This window comes from Ectothiorhodospira shaposhnikovii (genome assembly GCF_016584105.1).
Classification (GTDB): domain Bacteria; phylum Pseudomonadota; class Gammaproteobacteria; order Ectothiorhodospirales; family Ectothiorhodospiraceae; genus Ectothiorhodospira; species Ectothiorhodospira shaposhnikovii.
Genome location: NZ_NRSM01000005.1, coordinates 42,075 through 62,602, shown reverse-complemented (window position 1 = coordinate 62,602; position 20,528 = coordinate 42,075). Strand labels below are relative to the sequence as shown.

General features: G+C 64.0%; 24 protein-coding genes and 1 riboswitch. Of the genes, 18 read left to right on the top strand and 6 right to left on the bottom strand.

Annotated elements, in window-relative coordinates:
- The 3 genes from mlaE to CKO35_RS04220 all read right to left on the bottom strand — a co-directional run bounded on the left by mlaE (window position 1) and on the right by CKO35_RS04220 (window position 2,269).
- Window positions 1–780: a lipid asymmetry maintenance ABC transporter permease subunit MlaE gene (gene mlaE / locus CKO35_RS04230; protein WP_200172978.1), complete on the bottom strand. Its 780-nt coding sequence runs from the start codon at window positions 778–780 to the stop codon at window positions 1–3.
- Window positions 780–1,571: an ATP-binding cassette domain-containing protein gene (locus CKO35_RS04225; protein ID WP_200173127.1), complete on the bottom strand. Its 792-nt coding sequence runs from the start codon at window positions 1,569–1,571 to the stop codon at window positions 780–782. The genes mlaE and CKO35_RS04225 overlap by 1 nt, the downstream gene beginning before the upstream one ends.
- Window positions 1,572–1,675: 104 nt before the next feature.
- Window positions 1,676–2,269, bottom strand: a complete 594-nt coding sequence (locus CKO35_RS04220; protein ID WP_200172976.1) for a DUF72 domain-containing protein — start codon at window positions 2,267–2,269, stop codon at window positions 1,676–1,678.
- 38 nt (window positions 2,270–2,307) lie between these two features.
- Here CKO35_RS04220 and CKO35_RS04215 point away from each other — a divergent pair, with 38 nt between their 5' ends.
- From CKO35_RS04215 to CKO35_RS04155, 13 genes are all read left to right on the top strand, one after another.
- Window positions 2,308–3,300: a calcium/sodium antiporter gene (locus CKO35_RS04215; RefSeq protein WP_200172974.1), complete on the top strand. Its 993-nt coding sequence runs from the start codon at window positions 2,308–2,310 to the stop codon at window positions 3,298–3,300.
- Window positions 3,301–3,362: 62 nt separating this feature from the next.
- Window positions 3,363–4,340: a KpsF/GutQ family sugar-phosphate isomerase gene (locus tag CKO35_RS04210; RefSeq protein ID WP_200172972.1), complete on the top strand. Its 978-nt coding sequence runs from the start codon at window positions 3,363–3,365 to the stop codon at window positions 4,338–4,340.
- 33 nt (window positions 4,341–4,373) lie between these two features.
- Window positions 4,374–4,901: a KdsC family phosphatase gene (locus CKO35_RS04205; RefSeq protein WP_200172970.1), complete on the top strand. Its 528-nt coding sequence runs from the start codon at window positions 4,374–4,376 to the stop codon at window positions 4,899–4,901.
- The gene (gene lptC, locus CKO35_RS04200) at window positions 4,898–5,461 is read left to right on the top strand and encodes an LPS export ABC transporter periplasmic protein LptC (protein ID WP_200172968.1); all 564 of its coding nucleotides are present in this window, start codon (window positions 4,898–4,900) and stop codon (window positions 5,459–5,461) included. Before CKO35_RS04205 ends, lptC begins: the two co-directional genes overlap by 4 nt.
- Window positions 5,448–5,966 carry a lipopolysaccharide transport periplasmic protein LptA gene (lptA, locus tag CKO35_RS04195; protein ID WP_242467010.1) on the top strand — a complete coding sequence of 173 codons (519 nt, stop codon included), beginning with the start codon at window positions 5,448–5,450 and terminating at the stop codon, window positions 5,964–5,966. The genes lptC and lptA overlap by 14 nt, the downstream gene beginning before the upstream one ends.
- Window positions 5,963–6,688, top strand: a complete 726-nt coding sequence (gene lptB / locus CKO35_RS04190) for an LPS export ABC transporter ATP-binding protein (RefSeq protein WP_200172965.1) — start codon at window positions 5,963–5,965, stop codon at window positions 6,686–6,688. Before lptA ends, lptB begins: the two co-directional genes overlap by 4 nt.
- Before the next feature lie 165 nt (window positions 6,689–6,853).
- Window positions 6,854–8,398, top strand: coding sequence for an RNA polymerase factor sigma-54 (locus CKO35_RS04185; protein WP_242467009.1), 1,545 nt, complete (start codon window positions 6,854–6,856; stop codon window positions 8,396–8,398).
- A gap of 44 nt (window positions 8,399–8,442) precedes the next feature.
- Window positions 8,443–8,766 carry a ribosome hibernation-promoting factor, HPF/YfiA family gene (gene hpf / locus CKO35_RS04180; protein ID WP_200172963.1) on the top strand — a complete coding sequence of 108 codons (324 nt, stop codon included), beginning with the start codon at window positions 8,443–8,445 and terminating at the stop codon, window positions 8,764–8,766.
- Window positions 8,767–8,773: 7 nt separating this feature from the next.
- On the top strand, window positions 8,774–9,247 hold the full coding sequence (locus CKO35_RS04175) for a PTS sugar transporter subunit IIA (protein WP_200172961.1): 474 nt from the start codon (window positions 8,774–8,776) through the stop codon (window positions 9,245–9,247).
- Window positions 9,244–10,191: an HPr(Ser) kinase/phosphatase gene (hprK, locus tag CKO35_RS04170; RefSeq protein ID WP_200172959.1), complete on the top strand. Its 948-nt coding sequence runs from the start codon at window positions 9,244–9,246 to the stop codon at window positions 10,189–10,191. The genes CKO35_RS04175 and hprK overlap by 4 nt, the downstream gene beginning before the upstream one ends.
- The gene (gene rapZ, locus CKO35_RS04165; RefSeq protein WP_200172957.1) at window positions 10,188–11,048 is read left to right on the top strand and encodes an RNase adapter RapZ; all 861 of its coding nucleotides are present in this window, start codon (window positions 10,188–10,190) and stop codon (window positions 11,046–11,048) included. The genes hprK and rapZ overlap by 4 nt, the downstream gene beginning before the upstream one ends.
- A 19-nt stretch (window positions 11,049–11,067) precedes the next feature.
- Window positions 11,068–11,463, top strand: a complete 396-nt coding sequence (locus tag CKO35_RS04160; protein ID WP_200172955.1) for a PTS sugar transporter subunit IIA — start codon at window positions 11,068–11,070, stop codon at window positions 11,461–11,463.
- Window position 11,464: 1 nt separating this feature from the next.
- The gene (locus CKO35_RS04155; RefSeq protein WP_200172953.1) at window positions 11,465–11,734 is read left to right on the top strand and encodes an HPr family phosphocarrier protein; all 270 of its coding nucleotides are present in this window, start codon (window positions 11,465–11,467) and stop codon (window positions 11,732–11,734) included.
- 5 nt (window positions 11,735–11,739) lie between these two features.
- Here the strand turns inward: CKO35_RS04155 and CKO35_RS04150 are convergent, their stop codons facing one another.
- Window positions 11,740–12,870, bottom strand: coding sequence for a GGDEF domain-containing protein (locus tag CKO35_RS04150; protein ID WP_200172951.1), 1,131 nt, complete (start codon window positions 12,868–12,870; stop codon window positions 11,740–11,742).
- A gap of 345 nt (window positions 12,871–13,215) precedes the next feature.
- On the opposite strand from CKO35_RS04150, the gene CKO35_RS04145 reads away from it, so the two are divergent.
- A complete protein-coding gene (locus tag CKO35_RS04145) occupies window positions 13,216–13,425 on the top strand; it encodes a hypothetical protein (RefSeq protein WP_200172950.1) in 210 nt (69 codons plus the stop codon).
- Between the two features lie 18 nt (window positions 13,426–13,443).
- Here the strand turns inward: CKO35_RS04145 and thiC are convergent, their stop codons facing one another.
- Window positions 13,444–15,333, bottom strand: a complete 1,890-nt coding sequence (thiC, locus tag CKO35_RS04140) for a phosphomethylpyrimidine synthase ThiC (RefSeq protein WP_200172948.1) — start codon at window positions 15,331–15,333, stop codon at window positions 13,444–13,446.
- Between the two features lie 41 nt (window positions 15,334–15,374).
- Window positions 15,375–15,474, bottom strand: a riboswitch (TPP riboswitch).
- A gap of 68 nt (window positions 15,475–15,542) precedes the next feature.
- The gene (pap, locus tag CKO35_RS04135) at window positions 15,543–17,048 is read right to left on the bottom strand and encodes a polyphosphate:AMP phosphotransferase (protein WP_200172946.1); all 1,506 of its coding nucleotides are present in this window, start codon (window positions 17,046–17,048) and stop codon (window positions 15,543–15,545) included.
- 270 nt (window positions 17,049–17,318) lie between these two features.
- Here pap and CKO35_RS04130 point away from each other — a divergent pair, with 270 nt between their 5' ends.
- The 4 genes from CKO35_RS04130 (at window position 17,319) to CKO35_RS04115 (ending at window position 20,517) form a co-directional block, all read left to right on the top strand.
- A complete protein-coding gene (locus CKO35_RS04130; RefSeq protein ID WP_200172944.1) occupies window positions 17,319–17,975 on the top strand; it encodes a protein-L-isoaspartate O-methyltransferase family protein in 657 nt (218 codons plus the stop codon).
- Between the two features lie 76 nt (window positions 17,976–18,051).
- Complete coding sequence (locus tag CKO35_RS04125; RefSeq protein WP_200172942.1) at window positions 18,052–18,375, top strand: rhodanese-like domain-containing protein; 324 nt, start codon at window positions 18,052–18,054, stop codon at window positions 18,373–18,375.
- 241 nt (window positions 18,376–18,616) lie between these two features.
- Window positions 18,617–19,945, top strand: coding sequence for a TolC family outer membrane protein (locus CKO35_RS04120; protein ID WP_200172941.1), 1,329 nt, complete (start codon window positions 18,617–18,619; stop codon window positions 19,943–19,945).
- Window positions 19,945–20,517: a hydrolase gene (locus CKO35_RS04115; RefSeq protein ID WP_200172939.1), complete on the top strand. Its 573-nt coding sequence runs from the start codon at window positions 19,945–19,947 to the stop codon at window positions 20,515–20,517. The genes CKO35_RS04120 and CKO35_RS04115 overlap by 1 nt, the downstream gene beginning before the upstream one ends.
- Window positions 20,518–20,528 lie beyond the last annotated feature (11 nt).

Below are 20,528 nucleotides of genomic sequence, written 5' to 3'. Positions count from 1 at the left end.
TCAGATATCACCGAACATGAGTCCGGTCAGAATGAAGTCCAGGGCCAGAATGGCCAGTGCCGTGTGCACCACGGTACGTGTGGTGGCCCGGCTCACCCCTTCCGAGGTGGGCGTGGCGTCGTAACCTTCAAATACGGCGATCCAGGCGGCCACCACGCCAAAGACCATGCTCTTGATCACGCCGTTCATGATGTCTTCATGGAAATCCACGCTGGCCTGCATCTGTGACCAGTAGGCGCCAGCATCCACCCCGAGCACGCCCACGCCGATGAAATAGCCCCCGGCCACGCCGACGGCACTGAAGATGGCCGCCAGCAACGGCAGGGAGATCACGCCGGCCAGAAAACGCGGTGCAATCACCCGCTTGTACGGGTCCACTGCCATCATTTCCATGCTGGAGAGCTGTTCCGTCGCCTTCATCAAGCCGATCTCCGCCGTCAGCGCGGAACCGGCCCGGCCGGCGAACAGCAGCGCGGTCACCACCGGCCCCAGTTCACGCACCAGGGACAGGGCGACGACGGTGCCCAGCGCCTCGGCGGCACCGAAGTCCACCAGCGTGATGTAACCCTGATAGCCCAGCACCATGCCCACGAACAGGCCGGACACGGCAATGATCAGCAGGGACAACACCCCCACCGAGTAGAGTTCCCGCACCAGCAGCCCCGGGCGCCGCACCAGCGTCCCCATGGCCAGCAGGGTGCGCAGCAGGAACAGGTGGCCCCGCCCCAGGCGTTCCAGCACTCCCAGTGCCGAGCGCCCCAGCCGTTGGAAAGGTCCCATCACCGTGTATCGCCTCCCATGAGGTCATCCAGATAATCCGGCGCCGGATAATGGAAGGGAACCGGGCCGTCCGGCAAGCCTTCCAGAAACTGACGGGACCAGTCCGAGGCCTCCCGGCGCAATTGCTCCGGCGGGCCGGCATCCACCACCCTGCCCTCGGAAATGAGGTAGACCCAGTCGGCGATGGAGCAGGCCTCGGCCACATCGTGGGACACCACGATGCTGGTCATGCCCAAGGCGTCGTTGAGGCGGCGGATCAGGGACACGATCACCCCCATGGTGATGGGGTCCAGGCCGGTAAAAGGCTCGTCGTACATCATCAGATGGGGGTCCAGGGCAATGGCCCGGGCCAGCGCCACCCGCCGGGCCATGCCGCCGGAAAGCTCGCTGGGCATGAGGGACACCGCGCCGCGCAGGCCCACCGCCTCCAGCTTCATGAGCACCAGGTTGCGTACCAGCGGCTCCGGCAGACGGGTGTTCTCGCGAATGGGAAAGGCCACGTTGTCAAAGACGTTCAGATCCGTGAGCAACGCTCCGCTCTGAAACAGCATGCCCATGCGCCGGCGCAGACGGTACAGCTCCCGGCGCGGCAGACGGTGCACGTCCTGCCCCTCCACCAGCACCTGGCCGTGATCGGGACGCAACTGACCACCGATCAGCCGCAACAACGTGGTCTTGCCGGTGCCGCTGGGGCCCATGATGGCCGTCACCTGCCCCTGGGGAATGGTGATGTTCAGGCCGTCGAAGATCTTGCGATCGCCGCGGGCAAAATGCAGATCACGGATCTCGATCCAGGGAGTCTTGTCGGGAGAGGCGTCGATGGTCCGGGTCCTGGGTTTGGGTGGGAGCGGTCAGTGAGCAGGAACCTGAATGTTCCCGGGCAGCCCGGGTCCTGTCAAGCCACCCCCAGAAGCGCCGCGATGGTCATGGCCTGATCCACCGTACCAGGCTCTGCATCCATGAACAGCAGCCCCGATCCGCTCGGGCTGTCGCGGATGAAACACTCCAGCTGTCCACGCAGGCCCCGCGGGTCCGGCGGGCCTTCCAGCCTCAGCAGGCCCAGGCCACCGCAGGCGCCCGGGGCAGAGATGCCGGTCCAGAGCCTTGCCGGACCAGGCACGGCAAGGGGTGCAAACCAGGGCCGGCCCGTGTCGAACGGAGGCCGGGCCATGCCATGCGCCATCACATAGCCGGCCAGATGATCGCCCAGGGCGGCCAAGGCCCTTTCAGGCACGGTCGCATCGTCCTCCCGCGACAGTTCCAGATAGAACCGGAATCCCGGGGACACATCATCCCGCCAGACACCCATGCCGGCCTCGCCGGCGGCCAGGCGCCGCTCCCTGGGCACCAGCACGGCACGAAATTCATTGGCATAGTAGGGCAAACGCCAGGACGCCGGCAGATCATCCGGGTAGAATTGTCCCACCCAGGCCGGGTGTTCCCAGTCACAAACCCCGAACTCCAGGGTGAAATCCGCCCGCTCAGCCATGGCGCCCCGTCCCCCTCAGCCCTGTCGCAAACACCTGTATGCTCACTTCCATCACCGTCGTCCTGCTGGGTCTCGTCATTCTGGTCTGGAGTGCAGACCGGTTCATCTTCGGTGCCGCCGCCCTGGCGCGCAACCTGGGCATCCCCACCATGATCATCGGCCTGACCATCGTCGGCTTCGGCACCTCGGCGCCGGAGCTGCTGGTTTCCGGCATTGCCGCCTGGCAGGGCAACTCCGGCCTGGCCATCGGCAACGCGGTGGGTTCCAACATCGCCAACATCGGCCTGATCCTGGGCATGACGGCCCTGATCGCCCCCCTGGCCATCACCTCCGCCACCCTGCGCAAGGAAATGCCCCTGGTCCTTGGGGTCAGCGTGCTGGCCTACCTGCTGGTACTCAACGGCACCCTGGGCAGGATGGATGGCCTGATCCTGCTGGGCGGCCTGATCCTGGTCATGGCCTGGATGGTGCGGGACGGCCTCAAGGGACGCAACAACGGCCCCGACCCGATCCAGGGCGAATTCGAGGCGGAGATTCCGCAGGCGGTCTCCACCGGCAGGGCCGTTCTCTGGCTGCTGATCGGCCTGGTGCTGCTGCTGATCAGCGCCCGCGCCCTGGTCTGGGGAGCGGTGAACATCGCCACCGCCCTGGGCGTGAGCGACCTGGTGATCGGACTGACCATCGTCGCCATCGGCACCAGCCTGCCGGAACTGGCGGCGGCCCTGATGAGTGCACGTCGTAACGAGCCGGATCTGGTGCTGGGCAACATCCTGGGCTCCAATCTGTTCAATCTGCTGGGCGTGCTGGCCATCCCGGGTCTGATCCGCCCCGCCGGCGTACCGGCCGATGCCCTGTGGCGGGATTTTCCGGTCATGCTGGGTCTGACCCTGCTGATCATCGTCATGGCCTTCAGTTTCAGGGGGCGTCCAAGGCGCATCAACCGGGTGGAGGGCGGAGTGCTGCTGGCGCTCTTCATCGGCTACATGACCTGGGTGTATCTGAGCCTGAGTCCTGCCGGGGGGGCGGCGTAAGCGATGAAGACCGAAAATGATCTTGCTCAACCCACCTGAAGCATTGGTAGCGTGACGGCATCATGAAACTCAATCCGGAAAAGACCCGCGAACTTGCCCTGGCGGTACTGGACACGGAGGCCGAGGGCATCCGGGGCCTGATGGCCCGCATTGACGCCCGGTTCATCCGCGCCTGCGAACACCTGCTCGCCTGCACCGGCCGCGTGGTGGTCACGGGCATGGGCAAGTCCGGCCATGTCGGCAACAAGATCGCAGCCACCCTGGCCAGCACCGGCACCCCCTCCTTCTTCGTCCATCCGGGTGAAGCCAGCCACGGAGACCTGGGCATGATCACACCGGGTGACACGGTCATCGCCCTGTCCAACTCCGGCGAGACCGATGAACTGCTCACCATCCTGCCCCTGATCCGCCGCCTGGGCGTGCCGATGATCGCCCTCACCGGCAATCCCCGTTCGACCCTGGCGCGGGAGGCCACCGTGAACCTGGACGTGAGCGTGGCCCGGGAGGCCTGCCCCCTGGGCCTGGCCCCCACGGCCAGCACCACGGCCGCCCTGGCCATGGGCGATGCCCTGGCCGTGGCCCTGCTGGAAGCCCGCGGCTTTACCGCCGACGACTTTGCCCGGTCACACCCGGGCGGTCGACTGGGTCGCCGGCTGCTCCTGCATGTGGCGGACATCATGCATACCGGCGAACGCATCCCCGTGGTGCGGGCCGATGCCCCCCTGGGTGATGCCCTGCTGGAAATCAGCCGCCAGGGCCTGGGCATGACGACGGTGGTGGATGAACAGCGACGACTCATCGGTGTCTTCACCGACGGCGACCTGCGCCGCACGCTCGACCGGGGCGTGGACGTGCATGCCACCACCATCGGTGAAGTGATGACCCGTCAGTTCAAGACCGCCGCCGCCACCATGCTGGCCGCCGAGGCCCTGAAGATCATGGAAGATCACAAGATCAGCGCCCTGCCGGTACTGGACGAGGGCCAGCGTCTGGTGGGCGCCCTCAACATGCACGACCTGCTCCGCGCCGGCGTGGTCTGACCGTTCCTGCCCGGCGCGTGGTATCGTTGCCCCATGAACGAAACGCTCACTGAACGCGCCCGACGGGTGCGCCTCGCCATCTTCGATGTGGATGGCGTACTCACCGACGGCAGCCTGTTCCTGGACGATGAGGGACGCCAGTACAAGGCCTTCAACAGCAAGGATGGGCAGGGCCTGCGCATGCTCGCTGACAGCGGGGTGCGGGTGGGCATCCTCACCGGACGCCGTTCGGGGGTGGTGGAACACCGCATGAAGGAACTCGGGATAGATCTCGTGATCCAGGGCCGTCGGGACAAGCTTGAAGCCCTGGACGGGCTGCTGACCGCCGCCGGCGTCACACGGGATGAAACCGCCTATGTGGGGGATGACGTGGTGGACCTGCCGGTGATGCGCCGCGTGACCCTGTCCATCGCCGTGGCCGACGCCCACCCCCTGGTTCGGGAACATGCCCACCACATCACCCGACAACCGGGCGGCCGGGGAGCGGCCCGGGAAGCCTGCGAATTCATCATGGAGTCCCAGGGAACCCTGGCGGCAGCCATGGCGCCCTATCTGAAATGAAATTCCCCACCCTGCTCATGATCCTGCTGCTGAGCCTGGTCGCCGCCATCGGCTTCTGGCTGGCCCGTGACGCGGATGAACGCCGCCGCGCGCCGGAAAATGCGGACGCCGATGGCACGGACTTCTTTCTGGAACAGTACAGGGCCATCCATATGGACAGACACGGAGAACCCCGCTATCACCTGAGCGGTCTGCGCATGGAACAGCGCCAGGCCGATGGCTCCCGCTGGCTGGAGGCACCGGTTCTGACCACGCATCAAGGCGACGACTCCGAATGGACCCTGAGATCGGAGCAGGGATGGGTATCCCCCTCCGGCGCCGAAATCAGGCTGCTGGGAGATGTCCTGATCCACCGCCCGGGTGACGAAACCCGTTCCCCCGTGACCATCACCACCCGGGACACCACCCTCTGGCCTGATCCCAGGCAGGCTGAAACGGATGCCTTCACCCACCTGAAGACATCCCACCAGGAAGCCGAAGGCATTGGCATGTTTCTTGACATGAATCGCGAGATACTGGAACTGAAACGTGATGCACGGGGGACCTATGTTCCCCATTAAACCTTTCTGCATCCTGGCGGTGGCCATCATGATGCTGTCCATCGACCCGGCCCAGGCCCGGGACGAACGGACGCTGCCCATCCGTATCGAGGCGGATAGCGCCACCCTGGACGACAACAGGGGTATCAGCATCTACCGGGGCAATGTCCGCATCACCCAGGGGGCCACGGAGATCACCGGCAATACCGTGACGGTCCACACCCCCGGCAGGATACTTGAGCGCATGACCGCCGAAGGCAGACCATCCACCCTGCTCACCCAGGACCCCCAGGGCCGTGAAGTCCGGGCCGAAGCCGCAGTGATGGAATTCCAGCCCTCGGAGCAAAGGATGGAACTGCGGGGTAACGCCCGGATATGGCAAGGCAGCGATGAGTTCCGGGGCAGCCACATCGTCTACGACATGGCCACCGCCACCCTGGAGGCCCGCACCGGCGATACCGGTCGGGTCGAGGCCATCTTCACCCCCCGGGACCATGCCCCGCCATCCGGCACGGAGGCGGAATGAGCCGTCTCCAGACCCACGACCTGGTGAAACAGTACCGCACCCGCAAACCGGTGGACGGCGTCTCCCTGCACGTGGACAGCGGAGAAGTGGTGGGTCTGCTGGGGCCCAACGGTGCCGGAAAGACCACCTGTTTCTACATGATCGTCGGCCTCATCCCCTGCGATGGCGGCCGCATCGAGCTGGATGGCCGTGATGTCACGCCGCTTCCCATGCACGCCCGGGCCCAGCTCGGCATCGGCTATCTACCCCAGGAGGCCTCGGTCTTCCGGAAACTGTCGGTGGAAGATAACCTCCTGGCCGTGCTGGAAACACGCCGCGACCTCGGCCGCGACCAGCGCCGGGAACACATGGAATCCCTGCTGGAGGAATTTCAGATCACCCATATCCGCGAGAGCCTGGGGATCAGCCTGTCGGGTGGAGAGCGGCGCCGGGTGGAGATTGCCCGCGCCCTGGCCACCGAACCAGCCTTCATCCTGCTGGATGAACCCTTTGCCGGGGTGGACCCCATCTCCGTGATCGAGATCCAGCGGATCATCACCCACCTGGTTTCCCGGAATATCGGGGTGCTGATCACCGATCACAACGTTCGCGAAACCCTGGGCATCTGCAACCGCGCCTACATACTGAGCGATGGGCACCTGATCAGTGAAGGCCCGCCGGAAGTGGTACTGGCCGACCCCCAGGTCAGACGGGTCTACCTGGGCGACCATTTCCGGCTGTAGATCTAAAGTTTTGAGCCATCTCATGATTTCCCGACACTGGGTCACATTTTTCGTGCCAGGCCGTATAATCCGGATGACATACTTGGTTCATGGCCGGGACAACCGCCCGGCATGGCCAGCAACTTTCAATACCTGCCAGATGACCCCGGTGGCTAACCGCATCCTATGTTGAAACCTTCTGTCCAGCTCCGCCTCGGCCAGAGCCTGACAATGACGCCCCAGCTGCAGCAGGCCATCCGGCTGCTGCAGCTGTCCACATTGGAACTGCAGGCCCAGATCCAGGAGACGCTGGAAACCAACCCGATGCTGGAAGCCCTGGAAGGGGCCGACGCCGACCTGGACACGGGAATGGACGATGCCGCCCCGCGGGAAGAAGGCCGGGAAGAAGGCATGGACAGTGGCCCGAACAGCGTTGACAAGGAATCCGCCACTACCCGGGACAACGAGAACACGGTGGACACGGCAGACATGGACGGTCCGGCCGAACCCTCGGAGAACATTCCCGAGGAACTGCCCGTGGACAGCAACTGGGAAGACCTCTACGACATGCCGACTGCCGGCGGCGGCCAGCCGGACAACGACGGTCGCGACCTGTTCGAGAACCAGAGCGCCCCCGGTGAGGACCTGCGTGATCACCTGCTCTGGCAGATCAACCTGTCTCCCCTGAGCGAAAGGGACCAGGTGATCGCCATGACCATCATCGATGCCATCAACGATGATGGCTATCTGGGGGAACCCATCGAGCAGATCCACGCGGGACTGGCCCAGGACCAGGAACTGGAGCTGGAACTGGACGAGGTGGAAGCCGTGCTGCGCATGGTCCAGCACCTGGATCCCGTGGGCGTGGGTGCCCGCGACCTCTCGGAATGCCTGCTGCTGCAACTGGAACAGTTCTCGCCGGACACCCCCTGGCTGGCCGAAGCCAGGACCCTGGTGCGCGATCATCTGGAAGCCCTGGGCACCCGCGACTTCAAGGGTGTGCAGCGCCGACTGGGTCTGGCCGACGGGGAACTTCAGGCGGTGATCACCCTGATACAGACCCTGAATCCCCGCCCAGGCACCCTGATCAGTTCCAGTTCACCGGAATACATCATTCCCGATGTCTTCGTGCGCAAGCGCGAGGGATGCTGGCAGGTCGAGCTGAACCCGGAGGTGGCTCCCCGGCTCAGGGTGAATCCTCTTTATGCCAGTTTCGTGCGACGGGCCGACACCAGCCAGGACAACGTTTACCTGCGCAACAGCCTGCAGGAGGCCCGCTGGTTCATCAAGAGCCTGCAAAGCCGCAACGAGACCCTGCTCAGGGTGGGCACCGCCATCGTGGAACACCAGCGCGCCTTTCTGGAACTCGGTGACGAGGGCATGAAACCCCTGGTGCTGCGAGACATCGCCGAACAACTGGAGATGCATGAATCCACCATCTCCCGCGTCACCACCCAGAAATACATGCACACCCCCCGGGGGATTTTCGAATTCAAATATTTCTTCTCCAGCCATGTGGGAACGGCCGACGGCGGCGAATGCTCCGCCACGGCAATACGCGCCATGATTCGCAAGCTCATCGCCGAAGAACCCCAGGGCAAACCACTGAGTGACAGCAAGATTGCCCAGATCCTGGTGGATCGGGGCATCCAGGTAGCGAGGCGCACCGTTGCCAAGTATCGCGAGGCCATGGCAATCCCGCCATCCAACGAACGCAAGCGCCTCGTCTGACTTCCCAAGGCCTCACATTCACATCCTAACCAAGGAGTTACCTCATGCAGATCAACCTCACCGGTCATCACGTGGACCTGACCGACGCCCTGCGCGACTATGTCAATGACAAGTTCCAGCGCCTGGAGCGCCACTTCGACAACGTCATCGACGTGCATGTGGTCCTGACCGTGGAGAAACTGCAGCAGAAGGCGGAAGCCAACATGCTGGTCAGCGGCAACACCATCTTCGCCGACGCCACCCATGCCGACATGTACGCAGCCATTGACGCCCTGGTGGACAAACTGGACCGTCAGGTGGTCAAGCACAAGGAAAAGCTCAAGGACCATCACCGAGCGGAAGGCTCCCACCGTAACCACATCGAGTGAGACAACCATGAACATCGGTGATCTTCTCGCCCCGGAGCGCGTCAACTGCCTGCCGGACGTCAGCAGCAAGAAACGTGCTCTGGAAATGCTGGGCGAGATGCTCTCGGGCCATCTGCCCAGGCTGACCCAGGGAGAGATCTTCGACAGCCTGCTGGCCCGGGAACGCCTGGGCAGCACCGGTCTGGGGCATGGCGTCGCCATTCCCCATGGCCGGCTGGCTGGGGCGGACCAGGCCTGCGCCGCCCTGCTCAAGCTGGACAGGGGCGTGGACTACGACGCCCCCGACAGCGAACCCGTGGACATTCTCTTCGCCCTCGTGGTCCCGGCAGAATGTACCGACGAACATCTGCAGATCCTGGCACTGCTGGCCCGCATGTTCTCCGACCCGGAGACGCTGGCCCGCCTGCGCGGCGCCCGGGAACCGGAAGACCTGCTGGCGCTGGTACACCACTGGGATACCGAAACCCCCGAACAGCCGTGACCACGGAATCCCTCAGCGTCCGTCATGTCGTCGAGGCCATGGAAGAACGCCTGGCACTGAGCTGGGTGGCCGGTCATCGCGGAGGGGCGCGCCACATCGCGCACCTAGCCACCCCCCATGGCAGTCCATCACTGGTGGGCCACCTGAACATCATCCACCCCAACCAGATCCAGGTATTGGGGCCGGACGAGATGCGCTACCTGTGGAACCTGCGCAAGAACTCACAGCGGGACATCCTGGAACAACTTGTCAGCGGTGACTCCGCCATGCTCGTCGTAACCGATGGCCTGGCGGCACAGCCCGAACTCTGCACCCTCGCGGATGCCCAGGACGTACCCCTGCTGACCACGACGCTCCACAGTCACGAAGTCATCAATATCCTGCGCTACTTCTTCAGCGACAAACTGGCAGAAACCGTGACCCTGCACGGCGTTTTCATGGAGGTGCTGGGAATCGGAGTACTGCTGACGGGAGAGAGCGCGGTGGGCAAGAGCGAGCTGGCGCTGGAACTCATCACCCGGGGACACCGTCTGATTGCAGACGATGCTCCGGAATTTGCACGCATCGCTCCGGACATCCTGCGGGGAACCTGTCCGCAGGTACTGGAAAACTTCCTGGAGGTCAGGGGACTGGGTGTCCTGAACATTCGGGCCATGTACGGTGACAGTGCCATCAAGACCAGCAAATACCTGCGCCTGATCATCGATCTCAAGGATCAGGTGGACGTGACGGCAGCCGACATCGACCGTCTCCACGGCGGACGGTGCACGCGGGTCGTGCTGGGCCTGCAGGTTCCGGTCATCACCCTGCCGGTGGCCTCCGGCCGCAACCTCGCGGTCATGGTGGAGGCAGCGGTACGCAACCACCTGCTGCGCCTGCGCGGCTACTTTGCCGCCGACGACCTTTCCGCCCGCCAGCGGCGTCAGATGCAGATCGACCCATGAAACTCATCATCGTCAGCGGACTCTCCGGCTCGGGCAAGACCGTTGCCCTGCATGCCCTGGAAGACGCGGGATACTACTGCATCGACAACATCCATCTGGAACTGTTGCCGGCGGTGGTCAGCCAGCTGCGCCAGTCCACCCAGACCGGCTACAGCGAGGCCGCGGTGGGCATCGATGCCCGAAGCGGTATCGAAACCCTGGACCAGTTCGGCCGCATCGTCAACGAAATCCGTGCCATGGGCGTGGAACTTCAGATCATCTTCCTGTACGCGGAGCTGGAAACCCTGCTGCGCCGCTTCAGCGAGACTCGTCGCCGCCACCCCCTTGCACGCAAGGGCATCCCGCTGATGGAGGCCATCAACCTGGAGCGTGACCTGCTGGCGGCCATCGCTGACCGGGCCGATCTGTCCATCGACACCACGCGCACCAATGTACATCAGCTCAGCCAGTCGATCCGGGAACGGGTCCAGCAAGCCAGCCTGAAGGGACTTTCACTACTGATACAGTCGTTCGGCTTCAAGTTCGGCTCGCCGGTAGACTCGGATTTCGTATTCGATGTACGCTGTCTGCCAAATCCACACTGGCAACCGGGATTATCGGTCTTCACGGGGAAAGACCCCGCCGTGATCCGATTTCTTGACAATGAACCGATGGTGGCGGAGATGTTCAACTCGCTGCGTGACTTCCTCACCACCTGGATACCCCGGTTTGAAGACGACAATCGCAGCTATCTGACCGTATCCATCGGCTGTACCGGCGGGCGTCACAGATCCGTTTACCTGACGGAAAGACTGGCCCGTCACTTCCGTGAACTCAGAGGCGACGGCGTGACCACCCGTCACCGAGAACTCACCTGAACCAGAACGGTATGCATCCATGTCCGTCGGACTCCTCCTGATCACTCACAATCAAATTGGCGAGGACCTGCTGAGCACGGCAAGATCCATGATGGGCACCATTCCTCTGGAAACCCGCTGTCTGGCGGTGTCCCAGGCGGGAGATCCGGACCTCCTGCTGGACCGGGCGCTGGACCTCTACCAGCGCCTGAACCAGGGGGACGGCGTGCTGGTCCTGACGGACATGTACGGCTCCACCCCCAGCAACATCGCCAACCGCCTGCTCCAGCAGCCCAAGGTCCAGGTCATTGCCGGGGTGAATCTGCCCATGCTGGTCCGTGTCCTCAACTACCCCTCCCTGCGCCTGCACGAACTCGTCAACAAGGCCATCAGCGGTGGCCATGACGGCATCCTCCTTTGCGAGACCCACAGTTAAAATGCCCACCCGCGAACTCACCATCACCAACCGTCTGGGCATGCACGCACGGGCCGCCGCCAAGTTCGTCAATCTGGCCAGCGGCTTCGATGCCAGCCTGGAAGTGGAAAAAGGCAACCGGAAGGTCAACGGCAAGAGCATCATGGGCATCATGATGCTGGCAGCCAGCAAGGGCAGCACGGTACGCCTGATCGCCGAGGGCGACGATGCCGAAGCTGCCCTCAAGGCCCTGGAAGGCCTGATCAATGACAAGTTCGGGGAGGCGGAATAGGGTCTTCACAGGCCCAGCGGCAACAACTCCAGGGACATGCCGTCCGGGGGCGGCAGTCCCGCCATCACCACCCGGTTACGACCACCCTCCTTGGCCAGCAACAGGGCATCGTCAGCCTCCCGAAGCAGATCCCGGGCCGCCGCATCCATCGGCTGCATCGCCAGTCTCTGGGCCGGCCAGTGGGCGGCACCGATGGAAACGGTCACCGGCAGGGCGTATCCGTCCACCTCCACCGCCCCACCGCATACCACCTGCCGGACCCGCTCGGCAACGACACGCACCTCCCTGCGATCCAGGCCCGGCAAAAGCATGACGAATTCCTCGCCGCCATACCGGGCCAACAGATCGGAACCGCGCAGATGCCGTCCCAGACGATCCGCCACCGTCGCGATGACCTGGTCCCCGACCCCGTGACCGTAACGATCGTTCACGGCCTTGAAATGGTCGATATCCACGAACAGACAGGCCAGGCTCTGCCGCTCACGCACCACCCTGATCATCTCCTCGCGAAGACGCAGGTCAAAAAACCGGCGATTGCGAACCCCGGTGAGGGCATCGGTCACACCCAGCTCGCGCAGGCGCCAGGCGGCAAGGGCGTTCTCTATGCAGATGGCCACCATTGCCGCCAGTCGCCGGAGCAGATAGGTATCCATGCCTTCCCGGTAACGCACGGCGCAACGACTGCCCAGAGCCAGCACCCCGAGATACCGTCCCGTCCGCTGAACCGGCAGCACCGCAACACTGCCAAGCGCTTCGCCGCCCTCGAAACACCAGGGTTCGGGGCAGGAGGCGTACTCTCCCAGGTAGAGTTCTTCCAGCCTGTCCAGACCCTCGGCGGCGGATAACAGCTTCAGCGACCAGGTCTCACGGGGGCAGGAAGCGATATCGAGGATGCCGGAGATGAGTCCATCGGGATCGTGGAGCGCCAGGCCCACATGATCCAGCCCATATTCGCGGGGGAAATCTTCCAGTAAAAGGGTCAGGATACCCACCAGGCCATCGGCGGTCAGCAGGCGCATTTCCAGGGCGGTCAGCCGGTCAAGCTTGCGTTCATTATCGCGGGCCGCCTCCAGAAGCGTTTCCAGACGCTCCCTGAGCCAGAGATTTTCCTGCTTCAGCCGCGCCTTTTCCGCCATGACTTGCTGTTCCCCCCGGGCCTTTGACCAGGATTTTCAAGAATAAGTCTGCAGAAAACTCAGATTATGAGATCGGAATCATCAAGCCTGCATCATCTTCAATACCGGGCCATGACTACGGGATTGTATCGTGGAAAACACGATTCCAATCAAGCGGCAAGGCCTCATGAGCCTCCCCTTCCGCCTCGGAACTGGCAAGATGGCGGTCATTCGACTAAACAAAAGACATGAACATCCCAACAAAAGGCATGAGAAATCCTTGCCGGACGGCAGGGCAGATGCAGCAGGCGGCTCATCCAGGACGGCTTGGGAACCATCATACCCACCACCGGGAGCGCACCACAGATGCAGATTGATCCGGCTGACCATGATGACCTGACACTGCAGACCCGGCCTTCGCTGGCCGCGGATCTGCTGGACGGGCTCATCGCCTATCGCCAGGAGCTGGGCAGGCTGGGAGCAGACCTTGAACAGATGCTGAGGGCGGCCGGCATCAGGCCGTCATCGCCCTGGCGCAGGGCCAGGGCCTATCGATACCGACCACCTCCGCGCTAGAAGACGGACACCGGAAACTCAGACCTCCCGATAGACCCGAACGCCACCCTTGACGAACTCCTGGGCCTTCTCCCGCATCCCCTGGTCCAGCCCCTCTTCCGCCGACACGCCCTGCCGGGCGGCGTATTCACGCACATCCTGGGTGATCTTCATGGAACAGAAGTGGGGGCCACACATGGAACAGAAATGGGCCACCTTGTGGGCCTCCTTGGGCAGGGTCTCGTCGTGGAAATCCCGCGCCCGTTCCGGATCCAGGGACAGGTTGAACTGATCCTCCCAGCGGAACTCGAACCGGGCCTTGGACAGGGCATTGTCACGCACCTGGGCACCGGGGAACCCCTTGGCCAGGTCCGCCGCGTGGGCGGCGATACGATAGGTGATGATGCCGTCGCGCACATCCGCCTTGTTGGGCAGCCCCAGATGCTCCTTGGGGGTCACATAACAGAGCATGGCGGTGCCATACCAGCCGATGTTGGCCGCCCCGATGCCGGAGGTGATGTGGTCGTAGGCGGGGGCAATGTCCGTCACCAGTGGCCCCAGGGTATAGAAGGGGGCCTCGAAGCAGTCCACCAGCTCCTTGTCCACGTTCTCCTTCACCTTGTGCAGGGGCACATGGCCGGGGCCTTCGATCATCACCTGCACGTCGTGCTCCCAGGCCACCTTGGTCAGCTCGCCCAGGGTCTCCAGTTCGGCGAACTGGGCGGCGTCGTTGGCATCCGCCAGACTGCCGGGACGCAGACCGTCACCCAGGGAGAAGGCCACGTCATAGGCCTGCATGATCTCGCAGATCTCGCGGAAATGGGTGTAGAGGAAGTTTTCCTGGTGATGGGCCAGACACCACTTGGCCATGATGGAACCGCCCCGGGAGACGATGCCGGTGAGCCGGTCGGCGGTCAGGGGAACGTAGCGCAGCAGCACCCCGGCGTGGATGGTGAAGTAGTCCACCCCCTGCTCCGCCTGCTCGATCAGGGTATCCCGGAACAGTTCCCAGGTCAGTGCCTCCGCCTTGCCATCCACCTTCTCCAGGGCCTGGTAGATGGGTACGGTGCCAATGGGCACCGGGCTGTTGCGCAGCACCCATTCCCGGGTCTCGTGAATGTGCTTGCCGGTGGACAGGTCCATCAGGGTATCGCCGCCCCAGCGGCAGGACCACACCAGCTTCTCCACCTCTTCCTCGATACTGGAGGTGAGGGAGGAATTGCCGATGTTGGTGTTGATCTTCACCCGGAAATTGCGCCCAATGATCATGGGCTCCAGCTCCGGATGGTTGATGTTGGCGGGAATCACCGCCCGGCCGGCGGCCACTTCGTCACGGACGAATTCCGGTGTGATGAGATCCGGGATGTTCGCCCCCATGGGCTGACCGGGATGCTGGCGCAGCAGGGCGGCGTAACGGGGATCCTCGCGCATCTCCTGCAGGCGGCAGTTTTCCCGAATGGCCACGAACTCCATCTCCGGGGTGACGATACCCCGGCGGGCATAGTGCATCTGGGTGATGGTATGGCCGGGCCGGGCACGTCGGGGGGCGCGGATATGCGCAAAGCGCAAATGGGCCAACCCGGGATCCTCGGCGCGGGCCTGGCCATAACGGGAACTGGGGCCGGACAATACCTCGGTATCCCCACGCTCCTCGATCCAGGCCCCGCGCACACTGGGCAGGCCCTGCATCAGGTCGATCTTCACCGCGGGGTCACTGTAGGGGCCGGAGGTATCGTAAACCGTGATGGAGGGATTGTTCTCGACCCCCTCCCCCATCCGGGTGGGAGCCAGGGCGATCTCCCGCATGGGCACCCGGATATCGGGGCGGGAACCGGTGACATGGATCTTGCTGGAGCCGGGGAAGGGACGGGTAATCGCTTCGGAGACCTGGGCGGTCTTGCGGACAAAGTCCTGGGGGATGGCACTCATGCTGTCTACCTCGCGTAAAGGCGGGGGAGACGGAAGGCGAGGACGCCCATCCGAAGCTTCCCTCCGCCGGTATGATCCGGTTCAGGTTCCAAGGGTGTTTCTCAGCCCGACCCCTGTCGGCGGGCACCCCTAGCCTCGTGATCGTCCAAGCTATAGCAGGCGACGGCGGTTTGCAACCAAGGCCGAGTCTTTTGCGTTCCCGGAAGCGACTACACGGGTCCCTGCCGACGCAACGCCTCTTCCAGCCGCCGACACACGGTCTCCAGCACGGCCACCCGTCCGTAGCGCTTGTCATTGGCGGGCACCAGCGTCCAGGGCGCAAACTCCGTGCTGGTACGAATCACCATTTCATTCACCGCCGCCTTGTAGGCCTCCCACTGCTGGCGATTGCGCCAGTCCTCATCGGTGATCTTGTGCTGCTTGTAGGCCACGTCTTCCCGCTCCTTGAAGCGGGCCAGCTGTTCCTTTTCGCTGATGTGCAGCCAGAACTTCAACAGCACGATGCCATGCCCGGCCAGCTGCTCCTCGAAATCATTGATTTCATGATAGGCACGGCGCCAGCAATCCTCGGGGGCAAATCCCTCCACCCGTTCCACCAGCACCCGGCCATACCAGGAACGGTCGAACACCGTCATGCGCCCACGGGGCGGCACATGACGCCAGAAGCGCCACAGATAGTGATGAGCCCGCTCCTCGTCCGTGGGGGCCGCCACCGCCACCACCTGGTAGAGCCGGGCGTCGATGCCGGCGGTCAGCCGCCGGATCGCCCCGCCCTTGCCGGCGGCATCCCAGCCCTCGAACACCAGCACCGTGGCCACCCCCCGGTCCTTGGCACGCCAGGCCAGGTCCCGCAACCGGGCCTGGGCCAGGGACAGCCGCTCCTTGTAAACCGATTTATCCAGCGCCTGGGTCAGGTCGAGATGGTCCAGCACCGTGATGCGGGCACTGTCTTCCGGCGGCAGGCTGGGGGCATGGGAAACGGTGACAGGCAGGCTCGGTGAAGCCGCCAGTTCCAGTCGCTCGCGGATGGCATCCAGCAGGGTGCGCCCCACCGTCAGATCCCGATAGCGCCGATCCGTGGCCTCAATGAGATACCAGGGGGCCAGACCGCTGTCCGTTTCGCGGATCACCCGTTCGCCGGTCTCCACCAGCCGACGATAATGGGTCGCCTGCTCCTTGCCCCTGGGCAGGCGATACCAGCGGCTGGCGGGGTCCTTGAGGCGCTGTTTCAGGCGGGTCTTCTGTTCGTCACGGGTCAGATGGAACCAGAATTTGACGATCAACGCCCCGTCGACCGCCAGCATGTTCTCGAAATCACGGATGCGGCTCAAGGATTCATGCAACCGCGCCTCATCCCATTCATCCCGAATATGCCGGCGGATGGGTTCCGAATACCAGGCACCGAAGAAGATGCCGATGCTCCCCCGCGCCGGCATGGCCTGCCAATAGCGCCACAATCGGGGCCGCGCCTGCTGATCACTGGTGGCTTCCCAGAAGGCGTGGGTTTCCACCCCGCGGGTGTCCAGCCAGACGTTGAGGCGATTGACCACCTCTCCCCGGCCCACCCCGTCCACCCCTTCCACGATCACGATCACGGCGGTGTCGGTATCCCTGAGCCGACGCTGGGCCTCCAGCAACTCCGCGCGCAGCTCAGGCACCGCAGCACGGTAGGCCTCCCTGGACAGACTCCGGCCAAGTTCAGCGGCTTCAAACATGATGTCCTCCTGGGGTGTCGCCACGGATCATTACACTGCAGAATGCCACAAACCCGATGCTGCATTGGACCGGCCAGGACCGGTATCATTGTGCGTTGCTCAAGATCATCAAGGACTTGCCGGAGCATTAGCGAAGACTTAATCTTTTCATCCCGCCGATCCAACGGCAGCCCGCCGCCAGCTTTGCGGCTACTCTACAGAGTCGGATAAAGCACGAGACCGGGCAAACCCGGGACTCCCATAACAATCACAAGACGGCAGATAACCACCATGAACCTGGATCAAGCTCGCTTCAATATGGTTGAACAGCAGGTCCGTCCCTGGGACGTGCTGGACCCCAAGGTACTGGATGTGATGGAGAACGTCCCCCGGGAACTGTTCGTGCCCCGGGCTCACGCCAAACTGGCCTACGCGGACCTGGAAATTCCCCTGGGACAGGGGGAGTCCATGATGCGCCCCACCGTGGAAGGGCGTCTCCTCCAGGCCCTGGACATCCAGCCCCAGGATGTCATCCTGGAGATCGGCACCGGCTCCGGCTACCTGACCGCCTGCCTGGCCCGCCTGGGCGGCCAGGTGGACAGCATCGACATCCACAAGACCTTCACCCGTGCCGCGAAAAAACATCTGGACAAGGCCGGCATCACCAATGCCCACCTGGAAACCGGCAATGCCGCCGAAGGCTGGACCGGGCAACGGGATCGCTACAATGTCATCGCCGTCACCGCTTCCATGGCCCGGTACCGGGACTGCTTCGAACGCCAGCTCAGTCCCGGCGGCCGGCTTTTCGTCGTGGTGGGGGAGGCGCCGGTGATGGAGGCCATGCTGGTCATGCGCCAGGGGGAGAACGAGTTCATCCGCCACACCCTGTTCGAGACCAGCCTCAAGCCCCTGACGGGCTTCGAGCCCAGGCCGCACTTCGTCTTCTGACCAGGACCGGGGCGACCGGGCGGACGCGATCTCGCCCGGTCGTCCCATGGACATCCCCTTTTCCGACGGGCCAGGCATGCAACATCTTTCCGCCCCGCAACTCAAGGCGTACCTGGATCAGGCCGGGGACAATGCCCCGCAACTGATCGATGTGCGCGAATCCTGGGAATACGACATCGCCCACATCCCGGGCTCGCGACGGGTCCCCCTGGGCCGGCTCGGGACCCTGGTCGAAGACATCCCGCCGGACACGGAACTGGTGATGATCTGTCATCACGGCATCCGCAGCCGGCAGGCGGGCATGATTCTGGAGCGACAGGGCTTCACCCGCATCATCAACCTCGATGGCGGAATCGACGCCTGGTCACGCCAGGTGGACCCGACCCTGCCCTGCTACTGATGTCCCGGCGGATCACCCGGGGATGTCCTGAACACGTCATTCCCGCGAAAGCGGGAATCCAGTGTCGCCGCTGAGCCTGGGCTCCCGCTTTCGCGGGAGTGACGGGGGCGATGGGAGTGGCGGAAATGAAACGGGGATTATTCAGCGTTTCCCCTATGCATTTTTTTCCGGTTCCCGGTAGGATAATCAGGATTCACTGATGGAATATTTCCTTCTTGCCCGCGCGGGCCGGAGACACCCAATGAGCCGTTTTCCCAAGACCCTGCTGGCCGCCGCCCTCGTCGGACTCACAGTAGCAACCGCCCCTCTCCAGGCCACCGACCTCGTACAGGTATACCGTACAGCCCTGGAGCGTGACGCGGAACTCCGCGCCGCCGAGGCCAGATACCGGGCGGCCCTGGAACAGCGTCCCCAGGCCAGGTCGGTACTGCTGCCGCAGATCGAAGGTACCGCCGCCTACGCCTATACGGATACCGACCGGGGCGGCAATTCCTTCGATTACCAGACCAGCAGCTTCGAGCTGTCCCTGGACCAGACCCTCTATGACCATCGCAACTACGTGGCCCTGCGGCAGGCCGACCTGGGCATCGCCCAGGCCACCGCGGTACGCGACGCCACCCGGCAGGGCCTGATCCTGCGGGTGGCGGAGGCCTACTTCGACGTGCTGGCAGCCCAGGACAACCTCTCCTTCGCCCGGGCGGAAAAGGAAGCCATCGGCCGCCAGCTTGAGCAGGTGGAACGCCGTTTCGAGGTGGGCCTGATCGCCATCACCGACGTCAAGGAAGCACAGGCCCAGTTCGACCTGGCCGTGGCCGAGGAAATCGCCGCCCTCAACCGCCTGGACCTGGCCGGCGAGGAACTGATGGTGATCACCGGACAGTTCCATGATCAGCTGGCCCTGCTGTCGGAACGCATGCCCCTGGTCTCGCCGGAGCCGGGCAACATGGATCAGTGGGTACAGACGGCCCTGGAGGCCAACCTGGCCCTGATCGCCCGCCGCTTCGGCACCGAAGTGGCCGCCGAGGAAATCAAGCGCCAGCGGGCCGGTCATTACCCCACCGTGGGTCTTTCGGCCAGCTACACCGACCGGGATTTTCACAATGCCCCCGGCGGACAGCTGGCCAGCAACTTCCTCGACACCCGCGACGCCCAGGTGGGCATCCAGCTGAGGGTGCCCATCTACACCGGCGGCCGCACCACCTCCCTCACCCGCGAGGCCCGGGAAAGCTTTGATGCCGCCAGGGAGGAACTGGAGCTGACCGAACGCCAGACCGTACGCCAGGCCCGCAGCGCCTTCCTGTCGGTGAACGCCGGCATCTCAAGGGTCAACGCCCTGGAACAGGCCCTGGAATCCACCCGCGCCTCCTTCGAGGCCGCCGAAGCCGGGTTCGAGGTGGGCACCCGTACCGCCGTAGACGTGCTGCTGGAACTGCGTCAGGTGTTCCGGGCCGAGCGGGATTATGCCGAATCCCGCTATGCCTATCTGCTGGACACCCTGCGCCTGAAGCAGGCCGCGGGCACCCTGAGCGAGGATGACCTGCTCGCCATCAACACCTGGCTGGACCGGTGATGAAACCTGCCCATCCCTCCCCCCTTTGCAGCGCGGGCCACAGCCAGCTCCTGGTGGTGGACATCCAGGCGAGGCTGGCCGTGGCCATGGACGCCGACACCCGCCTTGAGGTCTATCGGCGGGCCGGCAGCCTGGCCCAGGGGGCCGGCGTGCTGGGTATCCCGGTCACGGTGACCGAACAGTACCCACAGGGTATCGGGCATACCGCCGGTGAGATTCAGGGCATGCTGCCGGAAGTGGTCCAGGTGCTGGAGAAGACCACCTTCTCCTGTTGCCGCGACGAGGGCATCATGGGCGCCTTGCAACGTGCCGGGCGACCCCAGGTGGTGATATGCGGCATGGAGTCCCATGTCTGCGTGCTGCAGACCGCCCTGCTGCTGGTGGAGACCGGATTCCAGGTCTTCGTGGTGGAAGATGCCGTCTGCTCCCGGGACCCACGCAACAAGGCCAATGCCCTGGCCCGCATGGCCCGGTCCGGAGTGATCATCACCAATTTCGAGTCGGTGCTGTTCGAATGGCTGGGGGACTCACGCCATCCGAAGTTCAAGGAAATCCTGAACCTGATCCGTTAAGCCGAGCCGGC